At 38.8% G+C, this 21,870-nt stretch carries 23 protein-coding genes and 1 tRNA gene; 16 read left to right on the plus strand and 8 right to left on the minus strand.

The window, feature by feature from the left end; all coding sequences use genetic code 11:
- Positions 1-375 precede the first annotated feature (375 nt).
- The 8 genes from FF105_RS00645 (at position 376) to FF105_RS00680 (ending at position 7,650) form a co-directional block, all read left to right on the plus strand.
- The gene (locus FF105_RS00645; RefSeq protein ID WP_010280602.1) at positions 376-1,242 is read left to right on the plus strand and encodes an ROK family protein; all 867 of its coding nucleotides are present in this window, start codon (positions 376-378) and stop codon (positions 1,240-1,242) included.
- Between the two features lie 501 nt (positions 1,243-1,743).
- Positions 1,744-1,887: a hypothetical protein gene (locus FF105_RS00650; RefSeq protein ID WP_010280604.1), complete on the plus strand. Its 144-nt coding sequence runs from the start codon at positions 1,744-1,746 to the stop codon at positions 1,885-1,887.
- A 155-nt stretch (positions 1,888-2,042) separates the two neighbouring features.
- Positions 2,043-2,115: transfer RNA gene (locus FF105_RS00655), tRNA-Lys, on the plus strand.
- 256 nt (positions 2,116-2,371) lie between these two features.
- On the plus strand, positions 2,372-3,841 hold the full coding sequence (locus tag FF105_RS00660; protein WP_010280605.1) for an MFS transporter: 1,470 nt from the start codon (positions 2,372-2,374) through the stop codon (positions 3,839-3,841).
- Positions 3,842-4,007: 166 nt separating this feature from the next.
- Positions 4,008-4,781: a M15 family metallopeptidase gene (locus tag FF105_RS00665; protein WP_010280606.1), complete on the plus strand. Its 774-nt coding sequence runs from the start codon at positions 4,008-4,010 to the stop codon at positions 4,779-4,781.
- Between the two features lie 113 nt (positions 4,782-4,894).
- Positions 4,895-5,539: a deoxynucleoside kinase gene (locus FF105_RS00670; protein WP_010280607.1), complete on the plus strand. Its 645-nt coding sequence runs from the start codon at positions 4,895-4,897 to the stop codon at positions 5,537-5,539.
- Positions 5,540-5,618: 79 nt separating this feature from the next.
- Entirely contained in the window at positions 5,619-6,407 is a 789-nt protein-coding gene (proB, locus tag FF105_RS00675; RefSeq protein ID WP_010280608.1) for a glutamate 5-kinase, read from the plus strand.
- A 1-nt stretch (position 6,408) separates the two neighbouring features.
- Positions 6,409-7,650: a glutamate-5-semialdehyde dehydrogenase gene (locus FF105_RS00680; RefSeq protein ID WP_010280609.1), complete on the plus strand. Its 1,242-nt coding sequence runs from the start codon at positions 6,409-6,411 to the stop codon at positions 7,648-7,650.
- Positions 7,651-7,684: 34 nt separating this feature from the next.
- Here the strand turns inward: FF105_RS00680 and FF105_RS00685 are convergent, their stop codons facing one another.
- Positions 7,685-8,653, minus strand: a complete 969-nt coding sequence (locus tag FF105_RS00685; RefSeq protein ID WP_010280610.1) for a nucleoside hydrolase — start codon at positions 8,651-8,653, stop codon at positions 7,685-7,687.
- A 122-nt stretch (positions 8,654-8,775) separates the two neighbouring features.
- On the opposite strand from FF105_RS00685, the gene FF105_RS00690 reads away from it, so the two are divergent.
- Complete coding sequence (locus FF105_RS00690) at positions 8,776-9,792, plus strand: NAD(P)/FAD-dependent oxidoreductase (RefSeq protein ID WP_010280611.1); 1,017 nt, start codon at positions 8,776-8,778, stop codon at positions 9,790-9,792.
- Between the two features lie 38 nt (positions 9,793-9,830).
- Here the strand turns inward: FF105_RS00690 and FF105_RS00695 are convergent, their stop codons facing one another.
- The 6 genes from FF105_RS00695 to FF105_RS00720 form a co-directional block, all read right to left on the minus strand.
- Entirely contained in the window at positions 9,831-10,085 is a 255-nt protein-coding gene (locus FF105_RS00695; protein WP_010279445.1) for a hypothetical protein, read from the minus strand.
- A gap of 9 nt (positions 10,086-10,094) precedes the next feature.
- A complete protein-coding gene (locus FF105_RS00700) occupies positions 10,095-10,967 on the minus strand; it encodes a DNA/RNA non-specific endonuclease (RefSeq protein WP_010279448.1) in 873 nt (290 codons plus the stop codon).
- A 71-nt stretch (positions 10,968-11,038) separates the two neighbouring features.
- Positions 11,039-11,773: an amino acid ABC transporter ATP-binding protein gene (locus FF105_RS00705; protein WP_147651051.1), complete on the minus strand. Its 735-nt coding sequence runs from the start codon at positions 11,771-11,773 to the stop codon at positions 11,039-11,041.
- Positions 11,770-12,468 carry an amino acid ABC transporter permease gene (locus FF105_RS00710; protein ID WP_290045970.1) on the minus strand — a complete coding sequence of 233 codons (699 nt, stop codon included), beginning with the start codon at positions 12,466-12,468 and terminating at the stop codon, positions 11,770-11,772. Before FF105_RS00710 ends, FF105_RS00705 begins: the two co-directional genes overlap by 4 nt.
- Before the next feature lie 26 nt (positions 12,469-12,494).
- The gene (locus FF105_RS00715) at positions 12,495-13,283 is read right to left on the minus strand and encodes a transporter substrate-binding domain-containing protein (protein ID WP_010279456.1); all 789 of its coding nucleotides are present in this window, start codon (positions 13,281-13,283) and stop codon (positions 12,495-12,497) included.
- A 210-nt stretch (positions 13,284-13,493) separates the two neighbouring features.
- Positions 13,494-14,147, minus strand: a complete 654-nt coding sequence (locus FF105_RS00720) for an HD domain-containing protein (RefSeq protein WP_010279458.1) — start codon at positions 14,145-14,147, stop codon at positions 13,494-13,496.
- A 201-nt stretch (positions 14,148-14,348) separates the two neighbouring features.
- Here FF105_RS00720 and metG point away from each other — a divergent pair, with 201 nt between their 5' ends.
- Positions 14,349-16,463: a methionine--tRNA ligase gene (metG, locus tag FF105_RS00725; RefSeq protein ID WP_010279462.1), complete on the plus strand. Its 2,115-nt coding sequence runs from the start codon at positions 14,349-14,351 to the stop codon at positions 16,461-16,463.
- A 27-nt stretch (positions 16,464-16,490) separates the two neighbouring features.
- Here the strand turns inward: metG and FF105_RS00730 are convergent, their stop codons facing one another.
- The gene (locus FF105_RS00730) at positions 16,491-16,991 is read right to left on the minus strand and encodes an ECF transporter S component (protein WP_010279465.1); all 501 of its coding nucleotides are present in this window, start codon (positions 16,989-16,991) and stop codon (positions 16,491-16,493) included.
- Between the two features lie 464 nt (positions 16,992-17,455).
- Between FF105_RS00730 and gap the strand changes: the two genes are divergently transcribed.
- The 6 genes from gap (at position 17,456) to FF105_RS00760 (ending at position 21,829) form a co-directional block, all read left to right on the plus strand.
- Complete coding sequence (gene gap, locus FF105_RS00735) at positions 17,456-18,475, plus strand: type I glyceraldehyde-3-phosphate dehydrogenase (protein WP_010279467.1); 1,020 nt, start codon at positions 17,456-17,458, stop codon at positions 18,473-18,475.
- A 214-nt stretch (positions 18,476-18,689) separates the two neighbouring features.
- Positions 18,690-19,499, plus strand: a complete 810-nt coding sequence (locus FF105_RS00740) for a metallophosphoesterase (RefSeq protein ID WP_010279470.1) — start codon at positions 18,690-18,692, stop codon at positions 19,497-19,499.
- A gap of 139 nt (positions 19,500-19,638) precedes the next feature.
- On the plus strand, positions 19,639-20,085 hold the full coding sequence (gene fabZ / locus FF105_RS00745; RefSeq protein ID WP_010279473.1) for a 3-hydroxyacyl-ACP dehydratase FabZ: 447 nt from the start codon (positions 19,639-19,641) through the stop codon (positions 20,083-20,085).
- On the plus strand, positions 20,078-20,536 hold the full coding sequence (locus FF105_RS00750) for a MarR family winged helix-turn-helix transcriptional regulator (RefSeq protein ID WP_031941027.1): 459 nt from the start codon (positions 20,078-20,080) through the stop codon (positions 20,534-20,536). Before fabZ ends, FF105_RS00750 begins: the two co-directional genes overlap by 8 nt.
- Before the next feature lie 9 nt (positions 20,537-20,545).
- Positions 20,546-21,517 (plus strand): beta-ketoacyl-ACP synthase III, encoded by a 972-nt coding sequence (locus tag FF105_RS00755; RefSeq protein ID WP_010279478.1) that lies wholly within the window; start codon positions 20,546-20,548, stop codon positions 21,515-21,517.
- Positions 21,518-21,589: 72 nt separating this feature from the next.
- Positions 21,590-21,829 (plus strand): acyl carrier protein, encoded by a 240-nt coding sequence (locus FF105_RS00760; protein ID WP_004913621.1) that lies wholly within the window; start codon positions 21,590-21,592, stop codon positions 21,827-21,829.
- The last annotated feature ends 41 nt before the right edge of the window (positions 21,830-21,870 follow it).

Raw genomic sequence — 21,870 nt, forward strand, 5'->3', positions numbered from 1 at the left:
GCTCCTTTTTGCCATGGGTTTCGTGCTTCTGATGTGATGGTCATCAGTTATACCACTTATGAGACAAGCCCTCCGAAAGTCTAATTTTTATTCAATGTCTACTTTAAGTCAACTTAGCGGGTTGTTTGAGATAACTTGCTTTGTTGATGTTTATAATATAACGATTGAAAATTAAAACGAGATAAATCGGAGATAAACTGAAAATTAAATTAGGGTCTTGGCTCAAATGTTTGTTCATAAGCAGTATATTATCTTTGTTTTAAAAAACGTTGCTTTAGTTATTGCCAAACATCCTGTAAACGGTTACAATATATTTGTAAACAACTGATTAACGTTTATCATTAACGCGATAAAATCGCAAAAAAGGAGTAACTCATGGGATTATTAGGCGCAATTGAAGCCGGTGGTACAAAATTTGTTGTGGCGGTAGCGGATCACGACTATAACATTGTAGAGCGGACATCATTTCCAACACTTGATGGCGAACAAACACTAAAACAAGTCATTGCTTTTTTTGACCAATTTGAAAATATTGATGCTATTGGTATCGCAGCATTTGGTCCAATTGATATTGTCGAGGGGTCAAAAACATACGGGCACGTATTGGACACGCCAAAGCGTGGTTGGTCAGGATACGACTTTTTAGGTGCTATGAAGGCTTGGCGTGATATTCCTTATTATTGGACAACAGATGTCAACGGTGCAGGTTGGGCAGAATTTGAAACTGGTGCTGCTAAAGATGTACAAAATATGGTTTATTTGACAGTTGGTACAGGCGTTGGTGCAGGAATTGTTTCCGGTGGTCGTTTTGTCAGCGGCTATGGACATCCTGAAGCAGGACACATTTTCTTGCAGAAGCATCCTAAAGACACTTACGCTGGTCATTGCCCATTCCACGGCGATAATTGTTTGGAAGGCTTAGCCGCTGGTCCAGCAATTGAAGAACGCTGGCAAATGAGCGCTAAGGAACTACCAGACGATCATTTAGCTTGGGAAATTGAAGCCTTTTATTTGGCGCAAGCAGCTTTGGACTATACAATGATTTTGCGTCCAGAAAAGATTGTGTTTGGTGGTGGTGTGCCACATCGTGAAATCCTATTTCCACTGATTCGCGAGCAATTTGCAAAGTTGATGAGTGATTATCTGGCTGTTCCAGACCTGGATGATTATATTGTGCCTGTTGCCAATGGTGACAATGCCGGGATTCTTGGTTGCTTCTATCTTGCCAAGACCCTAATTTAATTTTCAGTTTATCTCCGATTTATCTCGTTTTAATTTTCAATCGTTATATTATAAACATCAACAAAGCAAGTTATCTCAAACAACCCGCTAAGTTGACTTAAAGTAGACATTGAATAAAAATTAGACTTTCGGAGGGCTTGTCTCATAAGTGGTATAACTGATGACCATCACATCAGAAGCACGAAACCCATGGCAAAAAGGAGCCAAAGTCGCGTTCTCCCCGCGACTCTAAATAATTCATATTCTCTCCCGAATATATTCTCTTCTCTCTCAAATATTCTCTCAAAAATATTTCCCGATGAACGTGTTAGTTCATCGGGTTTCGTGTTTTTATGAGTTGTAAATTTGTCTTGTTCATTGTTTTGAGAAAAATACAGGCGTAAATGTGAAAAAGTTCCGAATTTTTTGCGAATGTTTTTAGAATAAATCAAATACTGATTTGTGTTGGTAACTAAATATCGATTATAATTCACTTCAAATGATGAAAGGACACAAATGACGATGACGTATCATATTGACTTGACAATTATTATCTGGCTATTTGTTGCCTATAAGTTTTATAAACTGTTGCTAAGAGCTGTGACTACTTTTGAAAGAAAAGTTAATCAAGATAGTCCGTTAGACAAAAATGGATCTGATAATTAAGAGGGAGGTTCGCTTTTTTGTTAGAAATATATCGCCTAGGCTGACCTTAATGTCAGTTTTGTGATTTTAGTTTATGAATTGAATAGGTTAGTTGATATGTTGCCTATTGATCGAATTTGTGGTATTATGATTTGTGTTGCAAAAACAGATGATATGGTCAGCTAGCTCAGTTGGTAGAGCAACGGACTCTTAATCCGTGGGTCCAGGGTTCGAGCCCCTGGCTGACCATTTTGGAAAACCACTCAGACAATTTCTGGGTGGTTTTTTGTTGCATAGATTAATATGTTGTTAATAGTGTAATTTGTGAAATATCTTGATATGTCTCACTTTATTTCTCACAAAGAGAAAAGATAACATTTTGTTTTTTAAGTTGGTTGCACAAACAAACTAACCATGTTATGATATCTGAGTAAAGATGTGATAACGTTTTCACTTATAAGTGCGTTTATTCACAATTATAAAATATTATCTGGGAGATATAATTATGGATGCAAATCTTGAAAAAAGAGATGAATTCGCCAAACTAACAACTTGGGATCGTGTGAGTTATGGTTTCGGTGATTTTGCTCAAAACTTGGTGTTTGGAACAGTTGGTGGCTTTTTGCTATTTTACTTAACAAACATTAACGGCATATCAGCTGGTGTTGGTGCAACGATATTTTTAGTTGTTCGTTGGATTAATGTTGTTTGGGATCCATGGGTTGGAACTGTTGTTGATAAAGCTAAAATTACAAAGAATGGTAAATATCGACCATTTCTTTTGAATTTTGGTATTCCACTTGTTATTTTAGCAGCGCTGTTGTTTTTACCTGTTGCAAAAGTGCTAGGATCTGGTTCTGCCGCAACTGTTGCTTATGCAACTGTTTCATATATGGCAACAGCGTTGGTGTACTCATTTGTTAATATCCCTTATGGTTCATTAAATGCATCATTAACTCGTGATGAAATGGAAGTGTCAAAGTTAACTTCAGTTCGTATGATGCTGGCTAATGTGGGTAACTTACTGGTTTATACACTATTTCCTTTGTTTGTTCAATTAGCTTCACCTAATGCAAAAATGACAGATACTGGTCTGTTTGGTTTAAAGTTGAAACTAGGAAACTATGCTGCTCCTTCAGCAGCTGGCGCATGGTTTAAAGTTTACGGTATATATATGCTTATTGGCGCTGTTGCACTATTTATAGCTTATCGTAACACCAGAGAACGCGTTCTAGCCTCAGAGGAATCAACAGATCAGGTCAAGTATTCTGATTTGTTTGCTGAGTTAAAGCGTAATGCAGCTTTGCGTAACCTTGGTATTTTCTTCTTAGTTGGCTTCACCTTGATGTTCTTTGGAAATACAGTTTGGCCATACTTCATGCAATATAACTTTGGTGTTGAGGGCGGTAAGTCAGCTTTGATGGCATCAATTGGGTTAATTGGTTCAATCCCAGGTATTTTCTTGGTAGTACTTTGGCCAAAATTGCGTTCAACGCTTGGAAAAAAAGGATTTTTCTTCACATTCTTATCTATCTTTATAATAGGACAATTACTTTTGTTTGCTTGGTCTAAGAATCCTTCCTCAGATTGGTTGGGATTCACTGGTCGTTTCCTACAACAATGGGGTCTAACATCTGCAACTGGTTTCATGTGGGCACTGGTTCCTGAAGTTGTCTCAAATGGCGAGTATATCTCAGGCAAGCGTGTTGCTGGCATAATCAATGCTATCATGGGTCTTTTCTTCAAAATTGGTTTGGCACTTGGTGGTATTATTCCTGGTTATCTTTTGCAGATTATGCACTTTAAGTCTGGTGCTTTGACACAAACTGCTAGTGCACAATTTGGTATTACATTGTCAATGATTTGGTTACCAAGCATTTTGGCCGTTGTTGCCATGATTGTCATCAGTCGTTATCCTTTGTCGGATGCATATGTTGACAAGATGAACCAAGAATTGAAAGAAAAAAATAGTTAACTAGATGAGACAACATTTAAAGACACTGCGCGTAGATTTTCTGAAATGATAAATCTATCAACTATGACTTGACGTGTTGTTTTTTTATTGCAATCTTATAAGTACTGCGGGATACTAAAGATGGTCTTGTTAATATCAGTTATTAAAATATATTGGGGTAAAAGTAGTGAAAAAAACTGTCGGGCATGTCAAAATGCCATATATATTTGTTATTTTAATTCTAGTTATCATTGTTGGCATTTTAACAGTACGGCATTTTGATAATCAGGAGAAATCAGCGTCGCCAGATGTTAAAAAGTCGACATCAACAGCTCCGTCAAAAAATACTTTTCCAAAGGGCGTCAAATCGACTGATTGGGACTTAGTCTTGGTGAACAAAAAACAGCCATTGTCAGCAGAATTAAATTTTAATAAAGTCACGGTTGATGACAAGCAAATTGATACTAGAATTGAACAGCCTTTGGCTAATTTCCGTCAAGCTGCTCAAAAAGCAGGATATGCCACAACTTTAGTTTCAGGATATCGTTCCATTGCCTATCAAAAACAAATTTTTGACAATTCAGTTGCACAATATGAAGCCAACGGTTTGAGCACAACTGAGGCCAAAAATAAGACAGCACTTGTCATCCAAACGCCAGGAGCTTCAGAACATCACACGGGGTTAGCTGTTGATTTGGCGGGGGATGATGCATTGGCGGCTTATCCTGCACTGCAGGCCGAGATGGATCAGTACGCCTCTCAGAAATGGTTGATACAACATGCACCAGATTACGGATTTGTATTACGTTTTCTAAGTGATGCAAAGTCAATTAAACAAACAGGTATTGATTATGAATCATGGCATTTTAGATATGTTGGTGTGGCAAACGCAAAATATATGACCCAGCATCATTTAACCTTAGAGGCGTATGTTGCTGCTTTAAAAAATGCTAATCGCTGACGTCAAAACCAATTGATTTCGTCTGCAAGTAAATGACAATTTTGCTATACTTAATAAGTAAATATTTTTAGCAGGTTTGTTAAATAATCACATTATTTTAAAGGAGAATTGGCATGATTGTATTATCAGGCACCATTGGCGCCGGCAAAACAAGTTTAACAAAGATGTTGGCCCAGCATTTGGATTCAGAGGCTTTTTATGAAAGCGTGGATGATAATCCAATTTTGCCTTTATTCTATGAAGACCCCAAAAAGTATGGCTTTTTGCTGCAAATTTATTTTCTGAATAAGCGTTTGGCACAAATTAAAAAAGCGCAAGTTGTCACAAAAAATATCCTTGATCGTTCAATTTTTGAAGATGCTTTGTTGTTCCAATTAACTGCTGATTTAGATCGTGCCACACAGACAGAAGTCGACATTTATAAATCTTTGGTTGATAATATGATGGCTGAAATTCCCGGAGGCGCTTCAAAAGATCCTGACCTATTGATTCATGTTCGTGTTAGTTTTGATACAATGTTGGCACGCATCAAAAAGCGTGGACGTTCTTATGAACAAATTGATGAGAATCCAAGTTTGTATGAATATTATCAAGCACTTAATAGCCGATATGATGATTGGTTTGAAAACTATGACCGATCACCAAAAATTCAAATTGATGGCGACCGTTTTGATTTCGTTGAGAATCCAAAAGCACGAGCAGAAGTATTTGAAATGATTGATGCCAAATTATCTGAAACAGGTGTGCTATCATTTTAAAAGTACTAACGACTATGTAGCTCCTAACTGCCGAGTTGGGAGCTTTCTGTTATAATAAAACAAAATAGGAAATAATAGCATGGAAAATTGGCAGAGAATCGTTGTCAAAGTTGGCACAAGCACCATTGTTGATGGTGATGGGCAAATTAAATATTCAGTGATCAATCGTTTGGCGCAAACACTCACAAGTTTACAAAAAAGCGGGCATGAAGTGGTATTAGTTACTTCAGGTGCGATTGGTGTGGCGATGCAACAAATGCAGCTTCAGTCACGACCAAAAGAAATACCACAACAGCAAGCATTGGCGGCTATCGGTCAAACATATTTAATGTCACTTTACAACCAAAGCTTTGCGTTTTATCAACAAATGATAGGACAAGTTTTGTTGACGTATGACGTTTTTGATAATAAAGTAATGCTTGAAAATGCTATCAACGCTGTTGAAGCATTGTTAGCTGAACATGTTATTCCAATTATTAACGAAAATGATGTGATTGCAGTAGATGAATTGGATCATCAACATTCGTTTGGTGATAATGATCGGTTGGCGGCAATTGTAACACATGAATTGCGAGCCGATGGTCTAATTATTTTAAGTGATGTTGATGCGCTGTATACTGCCAATCCAACAATTGATGCTACTGCCACACCTATTCGTCATGTTACGGCAGTTACTGATGACATTCGGATGAGTGCCACTGGTTCCGTTTCAGGCCTTGGAACAGGTGGTATGAGTACCAAATTATTGGCAGCCGAACTGGTGATGGCACATCGTGGCAAAATGGTGCTAATCAATGGTGCCAATCCCGCTTTAATTTTAGATGTTATCAAAGGTGAGGCCGTGGGCACTTTGTTTCAAGGAGAATAAGATGGAAACAATACAAAATATTGGTCAAAAAGCAAAGGCAGCAGCGCTAGACGCTGCCAACTTATCTTTTGAGACACGCAATCAAATTTTAAAAATGATGGCAGCTGCTATTACGGAAAAGTCAGATGTCATTATTGCGGCTAATCAGCAAGATTTAGCATTAGCAACAAATCTTGCTGCACCAATGGTAAAACGACTAACGCTTGATGAGGCGACAGTTCAAGGCATTGCCGAATCTCTTTTGGCAGTCACGCAATTGCCTGATCCTTTAGCAGGACCGTATGAAACGTGGGAAAATCACGCCAAATTAAAAATTGTAAAAAAGATAGTACCCTTGGGTGTTGTGGCAATGGTTTATGAAGCACGACCAAATGTTACTGTTGACTCAGCGGCGCTCACGCTAAAGTCTGGTAATGCTGTTATTTTACGAGGTGGGAAAGAAGCGATTGCCTCAAATAAGGCACTCGCAGCTATTTTACGTGACGTTTTGAAGCAACGTGATCTCAATCCAGATATGATACAACTCATCACTGACACGTCACATGACTCAGTCAACCAGTTACTTCATATGAGAGAATATGTGGACGTCTTGATTCCACGAGGCTCTGGTCATTTTATTGATTTTGTTGTGGCTAATGCCACGGTTCCTGTGATAGAAACTGGTGCTGGTAACACACACATTTTTGTAGATGCTAGTGCTGATCAAGATGAAGCCATTAATATTATTCATAATGCCAAAACGCAGAAGCCAGCGGTATGCAATGCTGCCGAGAAGTTGTTAATTCATGCGGATATAGCGGATGAATTTTTGCCAAAGATTACTGGTCGATTAAGAGCGGCAGATGTTGAATTACGAGGTGATGAAGCCTCTAGAGCGATTGAAAGTGATTTGATACCAGCTAGTGAACTTGATTGGGACACAGAATATAATGACCTAATTATGGGTGTCCGTATTGTTTCTGGGATTGATGAGGCAATTGAGTGGGTGAATCGGCACACAACGCACCATTCTGAAACCATTATTAGTGAAGATGCTGAAAACGTTGCCAAATTTATGAATGACGTTGATGCTGCAGTCGTTTACCGAAACGCCTCAAGTCGGTTTACGGACGGATTTGAATTTGGGTTCGGTGCAGAAATTGGCATTTCAACTCAAAAGCTTCATGCACGTGGGCCAATGGGTCTTGAGGCTTTGACAACAATCAAATATGAAGTGTTTGGCGATGGTCAAATTCGTTCATAAATAAAGAGACATGTCGTTAATGACATGTCTCTATTTATTTCTGAGTTGTATTCAAAATATTTAGCATTAGATTTTGGAAATCGTTTACAAAACGTGGTGTGTCGACGAGCACGGCGGCTTTAGTAGTTGTTGGTTCCAACAATCTACTTTTATCTCCGATAGTGCGACCATAATCGCCACTTTCTTTATCATAAGTGACACGCATGGCTAATGAAATTGTGGTGACATAGCTTGGGTCAATACCAACGGCTACTGCTAGCGGATCATGAAGTGCAGCACCTTTTTTGTCGATATTTAGTTTAGCATAGGCGTCAATATAAAAATCCATTAAATCAGCATATTTTTGACCTGCGGTTGTTCCTAGCAAGCGCCATGCAGCAGTTTCTTTTTTTGTTAATAGTGTTCGGAGGGTAACATCAAGACCAACCATCGTTAAATTGTCCTGATGAGTGAAAGCAAAGTCAGCAGCCTCGGGATCTTGATGGATATTAGCTTCAGTGAATGGTGTGACATTGCCTGGGACAGTTAAGGCGCCGCCCATCAATGTTGTATTGCCAATTAAGTGCGCAACGTCGGGATCTTTTTTAATTGCAGCCGTCAAGTTCGTTAGGGGACCGGTAGGAATAAAAATTAACTCATCTTGATATTGGTGTGCAGCTTCGATTAAGAAATCGACCCCAGATTGTGCGGAAACTTTTTGAGGTGATGTTGCTAACAAAACATCACCAACGCCGTTTTTGCCGTGAATAGCTTGTGAAATTGGCATCACATCAAAATGGTCAGTAGTGCTTGAATGACTTTCACCAATGAAAACAGGGACATTGTCTGCACCGAGTAGATGGAGTAAATTCAAAGAATTTTGGGCGGCCGTTGTGACCAGAGTGTTACCATAACTTGAAATAATACCAATGAGATCAACATTTGGGTCTGCGACAGCATAAGCTAACGCAAGTGCGTCATCAATACCTGTGTCAAGATCAAGAATCATTTTTTTGTGGGCCATAAATTTTCTCCAATTTTTAAAGATATGTTTATTATAACGGACAACAACAAATTTAGGGATAAATTCGCCAAATGTAGGTATAATATTCTTGTACAGGGTAAACAAAAATTGGAGATTTATGAATGACAGAAACAGAAATATATGATATTGCCATAATAGGTGGTGGACCAGTTGGTATGTTTGCAGGATTTTATGCGGGGCTACGAAATACAAAAACAATTTTGATCGAAAGTTTAGCTACTTTAGGCGGGCAGGTAACAGCACTTTATCCTGAAAAAAATATTCTAGATGTTGCGGGTTTTCCAAGTATCAAAGGTTCAGACTTAATCGCGTCGTTACAAGCACAACTTGATATGTTTCCTATTACAATTAAAACGAATACGACTGTGGTTAACGTTGTGAAACAAGACGAGTTATTCACAATTGCTACAGATGATGGCACCACGATGATCGCCAAAACAATTATCGTTACCACAGGTAAAGGGGCATTTGAACCACGTAAAATGCAGTTAGATGGCGTAGATGAGCTAGTTGGACAAGGTGTTCACTATTTTGTAAAAAACAAACATGATTTTGATAATCATGACGTTGCCATTGCTGGTGGCGGGGATTCAGCAGTTGATATGGCAACAATGCTTAATCAATTAACCGCTTCGACTGCTTTGATTCATCGACGGGATCAATTTAGAGCGATGGAGCAAAGTGTTAAAGCGTTAGAACAATCAACAGTGAAACGTGAAACGCCAAAAAAAGTGACAAAAGTTGAGAAATTGTCTTCAGGCAAGCTGAGGCTTAGTTTGGCAAATGTTAAAAATGACTTGTTGCATAGCGATTTAGTAGTGGATGACCTAATTATCAATTATGGTTTCATTTCAGCTAATAAAACAGTGCAATCTTGGGACATTCAGCCGGAACTTGATGGTCAAGTATTCCATGTTAATCAGGAGCTGGCTACTAGTGTTCCTGGTGTTTTTGCTATTGGGGATGCCAGCCATTACGTTGGGAAAGCGGACTTGATAGCGATAGGATTTGGTGAAGCACCTAATGCCATTAATGCTGCTATTCGGGTATTTGACCCAGAACGCGGTGGGCCAGGCCATTCTAGTGCCATGGTTGTCCGCGATGGTAAAGTGATATAAAAAATGTTAACCTCTGATCCTGAGGTTAACATTTTTTGTTATAAGTCATGCTTGTGCGTGTTGCTACGGGCAAAATGACGATTATTAGCATGTGTCTCGTGTTTTTTCTGTGTTCGAATTTGTTTTTCTAGCTCAGCAATTACTAAGGTGACATTCTTTAAATTATTTCTTAGTGAGCGTTGTGATGAAGCATCACGGTTTGACTGCTCTAAGTCATTTTGCAATTGTTTAGCTTGGTTCTGTGCGGTCGAGAGTTTGTGTTGTAATGCTTTGATATCATATAATTGAAACATAGTTGTGCCTTACTTTGCTGATTCTAATATTGTGACTTTACCAGTGGCATAATCAATTTTAACGCCAGGTTGTACGTTAAAAATCCAATAATTGATATTAAGGCTTTTACCATCGTCGCCAATTGATTTTGCCATATAATGAACACCACGTGGAATAAGTTCGTTGCCAATATATAGGGGTGTGACTTGTCCACGTACAGTGATCTTGGGATTTTTTTCAATCGCATCACGAATGTCATCTTCGGCAACTAATTGTCCCGGATAGGCATTTTCCACTCGTGTACCTGTTGTCATATTCTCTGTGACCATTGTCGCCATACCGAAAAATTGATAGCCAACGATGTGCGACTTATTCCACAAAGGCTGCTTGCTATTACCAAGTTTAACATTGGGATTATTATGATAACCTCCGACCCACTTTGTGCCGTCAAATCGATCACCAATAAACCAACCTGATGGACGAACGTCGTATGGCATGCGACTTGGTCTTTTGGTTACCTTAGAGATAGCACTTTGACTAGCTACAAAATTGGCCTGTTGTGAGCGACCTAGACTATCTAGGGGCGACAAACTCAAGCCGTCAATTGGTCGTAACTTTGAGGCTTGACTGGGAAAAGTGTCCGCCATTTCAGTTTCACTAAAAGTCGCTTTATTATTGTTAACGTGAACAATGTCGCCGTCTAAAGTGCCATCCCATTTAAGATTTAAAAGCGCTTGATCATTTGGCGCATTAACGGTTGCACGTGATGTTTTCTCGGTTGGCGTATTTGATTGCTGTTGGTTTTGCCAAAGATAAAATCCAGCAACAAGTACAATGATTAACAGCGACAAAAGTTTATTTTGAGGCTGTTTTCTACGAGTATAAGTGCGTTTTCTAGCCATGATATTCTCTCTTTCAACTCATATATCATAACATGTTGTGGGTTAATACGAAACGCAATGAGATTTTTCTATTAAAAGTTCATTGCATTTAAGAATTGTTGAATTCTATTATCTGTGGCACTAAAAAATCCCTCAGCACTACCATCATAACCAATTTGACCATTTTCAATGAAAATAATATGATCGGCCACTTGACGCGCAAAACCCAAGTTGTGGGTCACGACAATCATGGAGGTCCGTTGTGTAGCTAACTCTTTTAAGACATGTAGTACTTGTGCTTCTAATTCTGGATCTAGTGCACTAGTTGGCTCATCGAGTAATAAGTATTCTGGTTGCATGGCTAATGCTCGCATAATGGCAACACGTTGCTGCTGACCTCCGGAAAGCTCTGATGGGTATCGTTCAGCGAGTTCTGCCATACCAAATCGTTCCAGTAATGCTTGTGCTTTTTTTGTAGCAACAGCGATAGGCTCTTTTTTGACTTGGACTGGACCCTCTATGATATTTTTTAAGACCGTCAAGTGTGCAAACAAAGCTTTTTCTTGAAAAACCATGCCAAATGACTGCCGGAAATTGAAAATTTCTTTTTTGGCAATAGGTGCTTCAAAATTGATGGTTAAATCATTCAAAGCTAGTGTGCCACTTGTTGGCCTTTCAAGCAAATTTAGGGTACGTAGCAGTGTTGATTTACCAGAACCGGAGGGGCCCAGAATAACCGCTGTTTCATGTGCATTAAAAGTTGCTGAAACATCATCTAATGCACGTTTGTCTGGATATTGTTTGATAATGTGTTTAACTTCAATCATATTGTAAACCTCGAGGTATAACGTTCAAGATAGTGTTGTCCCACAGTTAAAATAGTGGTTAATAAGGCATAAACCATTGCCACTAACACATACATGGATAAAATTTTGTAGTTTTCGGCGGCGATTTGCTGACTGAGATAAAACATTTCTACAATGGTAATGACACTGGCCAGTGACGTATCTTTCAACAAACTAATTAGTGAGTTGCTTAGAGGTGGAATCGAAATGCGCGCAGCCTGCGGCAAAACGACTCGCCAATAAACTTGACGATTGGTCATGCCAAGTGATTCGGCTGCTTCTTTTTGTACTTTAGGTACTGATAAAGTGGCTGCACGGACACTTTCTGAAGCATAGGCGCCAGTGTTTAGTGAAAAAACAGTGATCGCAGATACCCACGCGTTAGCAAAAAAGTTGATGTGTGCATTGGGTAATCCGTAGAACACAATAAACAATTGCACAATCATGGGCGTTGAACGAAATAGCCAAACGTAAAATGCTGCAACAGCTTTCAGTATTATCATAATCAATCGCGCAATTGGTTCAGAGGGAAGTTTAGAAATTCGGATTAACGCGGTTAAAATTGCAAAGATTAATCCTAAAATGAACGAAATTGCCGTCAAAGGAAGTGTATAGGTTAGCGCGGCCATCAATAAACTTGGCAAATATTGTATGGCAATTTGAATAAATTGTGTCATAAAATCCTCCTAGACAACATAATCAATCACTTTACAGTTAAATCAGTATTGAAATATTTGATTGACAGTGACTTTAAAGTACCATCTGCGCGCAGGTCAGTTAATGCTTGATTAATTTTTTCTTGCAAGGCTTTGTTATTTTTGTTGATCAGCGCTCCGGCTGGAGAAGCAGGACTTTCTTTGCTTAAATCAATGGCAGTTGTTTTAGCTGACGGATTTGCTTTTTTCCATACTTGGTAAGCGCCCATGTCATTTAAAGTGCCGTCCGCGCGACCAGTAGTGACCATGTTCATAGCTTCCGTTATCCCGGGAACGGCCACTATTTCTGCACCGGATTTTTTAGCCAGTGCTCCGAAATTAGAAGTTGTGGATTGCGCCATTTTTTTACCTTTGATATCAGCCAATGTCTTTAAGTCTGTGGCAGATGTTGGTTTAATTAAGACAGTTTTAGCATAAATATAGGGTGAGCTAAAACGATAGTTTTTTTGGCGTTCTGCTGTGATACCCACATCATTAAAAACGACGTCATATCTTTTTGCACCAAGACCAGCAATTAAGGAGTCCCATTTTGTTTGAACATATTTAGGCTTTAGCCCTAGTTTTTTGGCTATTTTTGTCGATAACTCAACTTCAAATCCGGTTAATTTGCCATTTTGACGGTATGAAAAAGGTGCATAAGTGCCTTCTAAACCAATGGTTAAAGTGCCTGATGTTATGGTTTCTGATTTTTGAGATGAGCGTCGTGTGGTAATACTTAGGACCGCTGTGATGACAATGATTAGTGCAATTACTGTGACAATGATTTTCTTCTTCATGATTTTTCTCCATAGAAAAAGGCGCTTATCAAATGAAGTTGATAAGCGCCTGTTGCGTTAGTAAGTGATAGTTTGATGTGGATAAAAATACGTCAAAATACCGGTGCTAACAAGCGCCGGTGGACACAATTTTTAGTTGTAATCATCATTTTTAACATTATTTCTCCAAATTCAATATAAGCTTAACATGTCAGTAATTATTCTGCAAGTTTATTTTTCAAGAGACCATTCAGCCTTAAATTCGCTCAAAAAATCTAGCATGAATTGCTGTCTTGGTATTGCAATGGCACGAGCTGTGTCAGTATTTAGCTTGTCTTTAATGAGCAACAATTTTTCATAAAAGTGGTTAATTGTTGTACTGTCATTGCTGCGATAGGTGGCTTTGTCTTTTGCGATTCTGGGTGGAACACTTGGATCGTATAAGACGCGATTTTTAACAGCACCGTATGTAATGGCACGTACAACAGCGATAGCACCGATAGCGTCAAGGCGGTCTGCATCCTGAACAATTTGACCATTGAGCGTTAAATGAGTTGCATTTTCTAACGAATGTGACCAAGACATATTATCAATAATATCCGTAATAGCTTCGATTTTTTCAGGATCAACGCCAATTGACAATAAAAATGAAATCATAGCATTTTTAGCAGCAATCACATCTGTTTCGCTGTCATATAATTTATCGTCATATACATCATGAAGTAAAACAGCTGCATGAACGATAAAGGCATCAGCATCAGGCTCATTAGGCAGAATCTTATCTGCCAGTGCTAACACACGCATAATGTGGTCAGTCCCGTGTCCGGTGTTGTCCTTTGTTAGGACAGTTGTCATGTATTTAGTGATTAATTCTATTTGTGACATCAAGTTATCTCCTAATCAATTACAGTTTACCGGTTTTGTTTTTAAAATGAAAGTGTCCTTGCGTCGATAAAAAAATGAAATTTCCTATGAAAAATACCTAATTTTGGTTATAATAATCTTATATACTAAGCCTCATATGGCAAAAAGCGTACCTCGTTCCAGAAATGAGCTAGGTTACGTTAAAGAAAGAGGAAGACTCATATGTCAGAACCAAACAATGTTTTATTTAACACTGCCAATCACACAGATTCAGCTGTCATTTACGACAAATTTTCCAAGGCAGAGCAACAGTTTTCTGTGAAGAAAGACAAAACTTTTTACATCACAACACCTATCTATTATCCATCAGGTAAGTTGCAACTTGGCAATACTTATACGACAGTATTGGCTGATGCTGCAGCGCGATATCACCGTCTTTTGGGTGACGATGTGTACTTTTTAACAGGTACTGATGAACATGGTTTGAAAATCCAACAAAAAGCAAAAGCTGCTGGCACGTCAGAAATTGCCTATCTTGATGGCATGGCTAAGCAAATCAAAGACTTGTGGCAGTTAATGGATATTTCATATGATGACTTTATCCGGACGACAGAAGATCGCCACGAAAAAGCCGTTGAAAAGATTTTTACGCAATTACTTGAAAATGGTGATATTTATAAAGGTGAGTATGAAGGATGGTATTCTGTTTCAGATGAAGAATATTTCACCGAATCACAACTTGCTGAAGTCTATCACGACGAACAAGGTAAAGTAATTGGTGGTAAGGCACCATCAGGACATGAAGTTGAGCTCGTCAAAGAAGAAGCTTACTTTTTCAAAATGAGTCAATACGCCGACTGGTTGCTAGATTACTACAAAACGCACCCTAACTTTATTCAACCTGAAGCGCGAATGAACGAGATGATCAATAACTTCATTGCGCCTGGATTAGAAGATTTGGCAGTTACGCGGACATCCTTTGACTGGGGTGTACCTGTCCCTGGGGATGAAAAGCATGTGATTTATGTTTGGATTGACGCGTTAGCCAATTATATTACTGCGCTCGGCTATGATTCAGATGACACAGCGTTGTTTGATAAATTCTGGCCAGCTAATGTCCAATTAGTTGGTAAAGAAATTGTCCGCTTCCACACGATTTATTGGCCAATCATGTTGCACGCACTTGGATTAGAATTGCCCAAAACGGTGATTGGTCATGGCTGGTTAGTCATGAAAGACGGTAAAATGTCGAAGTCAAAGGGTAATGTTATTTACCCAGAAGTGTTGGAACAACGTTATGGTTTGGACGCAGTTCGTTACTACTTATTGCGTGCTATGCCATTTGGAAATGATGGCGTGTTTACCCCAGAAGACTTTGTTGCCCGTGTCAACTATGATTTGGCAAACGATTTAGGAAACCTACTTAACCGAACTGTTGCCATGATTAATAAGTATGAAGGTGGTGTTATTCCTGAACTTCATACTGGCAAAACCGCGTTTGATGAAGATCTAGTTCGTACTGTGGAGGACGCGATTGTTAGCTATAACAAAAGTTTCCGTGAACTCCGTACAGCAGATGCACTCGAAAGTGTTTGGACAATTATTCGTCGAGCCAATAAGTATATTGACGAGACACAACCTTGGGTGTTGGCGAAAGATGACAATGCTAAGCCAATTTTATCAAGTGTTATGGCACATCTTGCTGGTGCATTGCGTGTCGTTGCCGTACTGTTGCAACCAGTTTTGACACAGGCTCCTCGCAAAATATTTGAGCAATTAGGGTTGGATTATGCTGAAAAAGGTGTCGCAATTGGTGGGTTGACATTTGGAAAATTACCAACTGGTGGTCACGTTGTTGCTAAGGGTGAACCAATCTTCCCACGTCAAAATGTTGATGAAGAAGTGGCATTTATTTCTGGTTTAGTTTCCAAGGACACTAAGGGGAAAGGTCGTGCAGTAAAAGAAGCAGCGATTGCTGCCGCTAATAAAGACACGACACCGGAAAAAGAATTAATCACGTATGATGATTTTGCGAAAGTAGAAATTTTGGCGGCTAAGATCACTGCAGGTGAAATTGTTGCCAAGTCTGAAAAATTGTTGAAATTCACACTGGATGATGGTTCCGGTAAGCCACGACAAATTTTGTCTGGTATTCGAAAGTGGTATGCTGATCCCGCAGTTTTGGTTGGTAAAACTGTGGCTATTGTAGCCAATATGAAACCGCGCAAGATGGCTGGTGAACTATCTGAAGGCATGATTTTGTCAGCTGAAAAAAATGATATTGTGACGGTTACGATTTTACCTGATTCAATTGAACCAGGATCGGGTATTGAGTAAAAAAAAGACTCCTATGGAGTCTCTTTTTTATACTTTCAAATCAATTTGTGGCATACGTTTGAATACTGGAATTAAGATTAATGCAACAATTAATCCCATGACTGCTTGTGCGATATTACCAACTATTGACGCGACTCCAGCGGGCCAATTGTACAAAATTGCTCCCGCCAAAACGTAACCAATCACCATAACAAGGCTGCCAATTAGCAAAGCAATTGCCTGTGGCAAAATTGATTTACGATAACCAATATAGCCGACCAACAATCCTTCTGCACCATGAATGACTAATGAAAAAATCATCCACTGTGGATAGCCAGCAAGTAAATCAAGTAATAAACCACTCATACCGCCAACAATCAATCCGCTTCGGGCCCCACCCAGAAGCGCGGCAATGAAAATACCGGCTTCCACAAGATTGACAAAGCCATTAGTAGCAGGGACGGGAATTTTTATCACATAAGATAGTGCAATATTAAAAGCAATGATTACCGCTAATATGGCGATATGTTGCGATTTAGAGTTGTGCATGTTGTTAAGCCCTTTTAATGTTTATTTGATCAACGTTTTTATGAGACCGATACAATAAATGATGTAAGTGATATCTCTGATCAAGTTCATGAGATGGAACTCAAAAATGAAAACGTTTATCATATTTTATCAGTTATTGATACGTAGTGCAATTGATTTTTGGTTAAAAAGCATCATTTATTTTGGTTTTTCTTGTTGAAAAATGAGAATAAAATGTACCATATAAACTAATGTTGCCGTGCTGTGTTATATTAACAAACGGAGTGGTTCTTTGGTTTCAATATATGTCCCAATAATGAAAAAACTCAGTTAAATTTTTTTATATGTAATAATAATTAAAAATATTTGATTTTGCTGGTTAATCAAATCAGTTTTTAGACAAGTTCACGTTCGCTCATTGTTGAACTTTGTGCTATAATATTGGTGTTGACATAAGTCAAAAATTTTTGGAGGATCTAAAACACATGACTGTTAAGATTGGTATTAACGGATTTGGACGTATTGGCCGCTTGGCTTTCCGTCGCATCCTTGAGTTGTCAGACAAAGCATCAGATATCGAAGTTGTTGCTATCAACGACTTGACAAGCCCTGACATGTTGGCATACTTGTTGAAGTATGACTCAATTCACGGTACTTTGCATGCTGATGTTTCATCTGATGAGAGCGGTATTATTGTTAACGGTAAGCACTATGCTGTTTACTCAGAACGTAACGCTGCTGACTTGAAGTGGGTTGCTAACGATGGTGTTGATTATGTATTGGAAGCTACTGGTTTCTATACTTCAGCTGAAAAGTCACAAGCTCACTTGGATGCAGGTGCCAAGAAGGTATTGGTTTCAGCCCCAGCCGGTGCAGTTCCAACAGTTGTTTACGGTGTTAACCAAGACATCTTGACTGCAGACGACAAGATTGTTTCTGCAGGATCATGCACAACGCAATCATTGGCTCCAATCGCTAACGTATTGGAAAAAGAATTTGGTGTTAAGACTGGTTTGATGTTGACTGTTCATGCTTACACAGCTTCACAAAGCTTGCAAGATGGACCAAAGTCAGCTAACTTTGCAAAGCGCCAAGCAAATCGTGATGCTGCTTCAAACTCATTGCCACATTCATCTGGTGCCGCAAAGGCTATCGGTTTGGTTGTGCCTTCATTGGATGGTAAGTTGACTGGTTCAGCTATCCGTGTTCCTGTTCCTGATGGTTCAATCACTGAATTGACTGCCGTTTTGAAGAAAGACGTTACAGTTGAAGAAGTTAACGCAGCTATGAAGAAGTACGAATCTGATTCATTTGGTTACAACGGTGACGGATTGGTATCTACTGACATCATCAACGATACACATGGTACTGTCTTTGATCCAACACAAACTGAAGTTGTTGCCGGAGAAGGTCAACAATTAGTTAAGGTTGCAGCATGGTACGATAACGAATACGGCTTCACTTCAAACATGATCCGTACATTGTTACACTTCGCAACATTGTAAAATTAAAGACATCACATACTTTTGGGTAAGATGTTATTTTAAGAAGACCGCTATGGCGGTTTTTTTGTTGCAATTAATCAGTAATCACTTTTTAATGTGTTAATGTTACAAAATGTAATAAAAATCAAACAAATCTTAAACAAATGTTGCGATAACAGCATATTAGTTTCAAATGTGATATACTTTACTCAAATATCGAACAGGAGTTCTATTTGTGAAAGTTGCATTTTCTTCAGATAATCACTTTGATTTAAATCATATTGATGTTAAACGCGCAATGCATGCTCAAGCGCTCTATTTGTTGAATCAAAATGTTCAATTATATGTGATGGCTGGTGATTCATTTAATGATTTTGCAGAGACATTATCTTTTGCACATGAGATGCAGGCGCTCGTGCAAGACAAAATGACTATCCGATTTATTGCTGGCAATCATGACATGGGCAAAAACGTCAGTTATGATGAATTAGAAAGTGACATTGACCCACTATATTTCCATAATAAATACATGGACTTAACTGATGAAGTAAGACTAATTGGTAATAATGGCTGGTATGATTATAGTTTTGTCGGTCAGGATTATACACAAGCACAAATTGAGCAATTTAAAAAAGCTTTTTGGTTTGATCGTCGAATTGAACAACCAATGAGTGATAGAGAACGTTGTGATATTAATCTGAAGCAGATTAATGATCAACTATTAGCCGCGGGCAATCGGCAAACCGTATTAGTGAGCCACTTTGTGCCAAGAGATGATTATATCAAACGTTTTCCAAATGGTAATACAAGACTAGATATGGCGAATGCTTTTTTGGGCAGTCGTCGTCTTGGACAAGCTTTGGATCAATCCTATACGATTGCCACAGTGACAGGCCATTTACATTTACACCCTGCGCCACTAAAAGTAGGCAATAACATTTATTATAATGCGGCCGTCGGCTATAATACCACTCGCGTGCATGAATGGCAGAGTGACGATTTTATGACTGAATGGCAAAATAGACTAATTATCTTGACTTTTTAAACACCCCTGTCTCGGGTGTTTTTTATTAACAGCGCCAATTTTTGAATCGCTTAATTAGTTTGACAATCGAAATACTTTGTGATAATATTTGACTATCATATATTTTGATTATCGAAGTATTTCTTAGAGAGGAACCACTATGCCAGTTCTTACAACGACTGAAATTATGAATTTAATCCCGAATCGTTATCCTATTTTATATATGGATTACGTCGAGGAGATGGTACCGGATGAATCAATTGTAGCTGTTAAAAATGTTACAATTAACGAGCAATTTTTTCAAGGACATTTTCCTGGAAATCCTGTGATGCCTGGCGTCTTAATCATTGAATCACTAGCACAGGCGGCGTCGATCTTGATTTTATCTTCACCACAATTCAAGGGCAAGACAGCCTATATGACAGGTATTGACAACGCTAAGTTTAAGCACATGGTTAAACCAGGTGATGTTTTGAAATTGCATGTCACATTTGGTAAACTACGCGCCAACATGGGAAGCGTATTGGTCGAGGCCAAAGTCGACGGTAAAACTGCGACATCAGCAGAGTTGATGTTTGTGGTGGCGCCAGATGAAAAAAATGAATGAAGTAATTACAACTGATTTTGAAAAAATAAATAGTGACCTTGTTGATGTATTTAACAATGTTATGTGGATTGAAGAAGCCTCTTTGAAACGTAGTTATTTTTCAGATATTACATTAAAAGATATGCACACCATTGATGCTATCTCAATGTATGATGAAAAAAGTGCTTCTCAGGTGGCTCGCATGATTCATCTCACTCCGAGTGCAATGACCACAGCCATTGATAAGTTAGTACAAAAAGGTTATGTTGAGCGACGTCGTTCCCGAACTGATCGGCGTGTTGTTAAACTAGGTTTAACGCATAAAGGGCGAGTGGTTTACCGTGCACATCAAGGCTTCCACCGTGATATGGCTCATAATTTTATGGCTGGTATGACAACGGAAGAAGCTTCTGTTGTACAACGTGCTATTCATAATTTAAAAAGTTATTTGATGGCAATATTGAGTAAGTGAGAGGGCAACATGGAACAAATTAAAATGGTTGCAGTTGCGAGCCATTCACCCGAAAATGTGGTATCAAATGATGAGTTAAGCAAATTGATGGATACTAACGATGAATGGATTTATACGCGTACTGGTATTCACCAACGGCACGTTGTCACAACTGAAAATACAAGTGATTTAGCAACCAGTGTGGCAAAAAAACTTTTAGACAAAACAGGTATTTCACCGGAAACACTTGATTTTATTATTGTTAGTACGATGTCACCTGATAGTTTGTCACCTAGTACAGCAGCAATTGTTCAGTCTAATGTTGGTGCAACAAATGCATTTGCATTTGACTTGAGTGCAGCTTGCTCGGGATTTGTTTATGGTATGAGCGTTGCCTCTAGTTTGTTAACGACACGCTATCGTCGTGGCTTAGTCATTGGTGCTGAGGTACTTTCAAAGCTAGTTGACTGGCATGATCGAACGACAGCGGTATTGTTCGGTGATGGTGCAGCTGGCGTTTTGGTTGAGCGTACGCAGGAAAATGTTGGCTTGTTGGCAGAAGAACTAAGGACTTTTGGCGAAAAAGGTGACAATCTAGTTGCGGGTAGATTTGCAAATGATAATCCATTTTCAAAACAAATCAGTGAACTAGACCCTTATTTTCACCAGAATGGTCGTGAAGTATATAATTTTGCAACCCGCGAAGTACCTGAAGCACTTCAATCAGCATTAGAGCAGGCTAAAATATCGCCAGATGATGTTGATTATTATTTATTACATCAAGCTAATTCTCGTATTGTAGCTTCAATTGCAAAACGATTCAAACAACCGATGTCGAAATTTCCAATTAATATGGTACTAAATGGGAATACAAGTGCGGCAAGTATTGGTATTTTACTAAATGATCTAGTTGAGTCAGGCCAAGTACATGCTGGACAGACAATAGCTTTAGCTGGATTTGGTGGCGGTCTCACGGTTGGCGCACAAGTTTGGCAATTATAATTAATTCGGTGTAGTCGGCTGCACCGCAAAAATCTAACGACTATACACATATTTTACAGGAGAATAATTAACATGACAGACGCAGAAATTTTTGACAAGACAAAGGAAATTTTGGTTGACCAATTTGATTTGGAAGATGATGAAGTATCATTAACAACTGACTTAACAAATGATATTGATGCTGATTCATTAGATTTGTTTGAAGTTTTGAACCGTGTTGAAGATGACTTTGATATCAAACTTGCCGTGGCAGAAGACATCAAGACAGTTCAAGACTTGGTTGACAAGATCAAGGAACAGTTGGCTGCCTAATTGATGCGGGAAACCGCGTACATACTATAAGTTTAAGGATG

Origin of the sequence: Leuconostoc sp. UCMA20149 (genome assembly GCF_030400235.1) — a bacterium.
Classification (GTDB): Bacteria; Bacillota; Bacilli; order Lactobacillales; family Lactobacillaceae; genus Leuconostoc; species Leuconostoc pseudomesenteroides.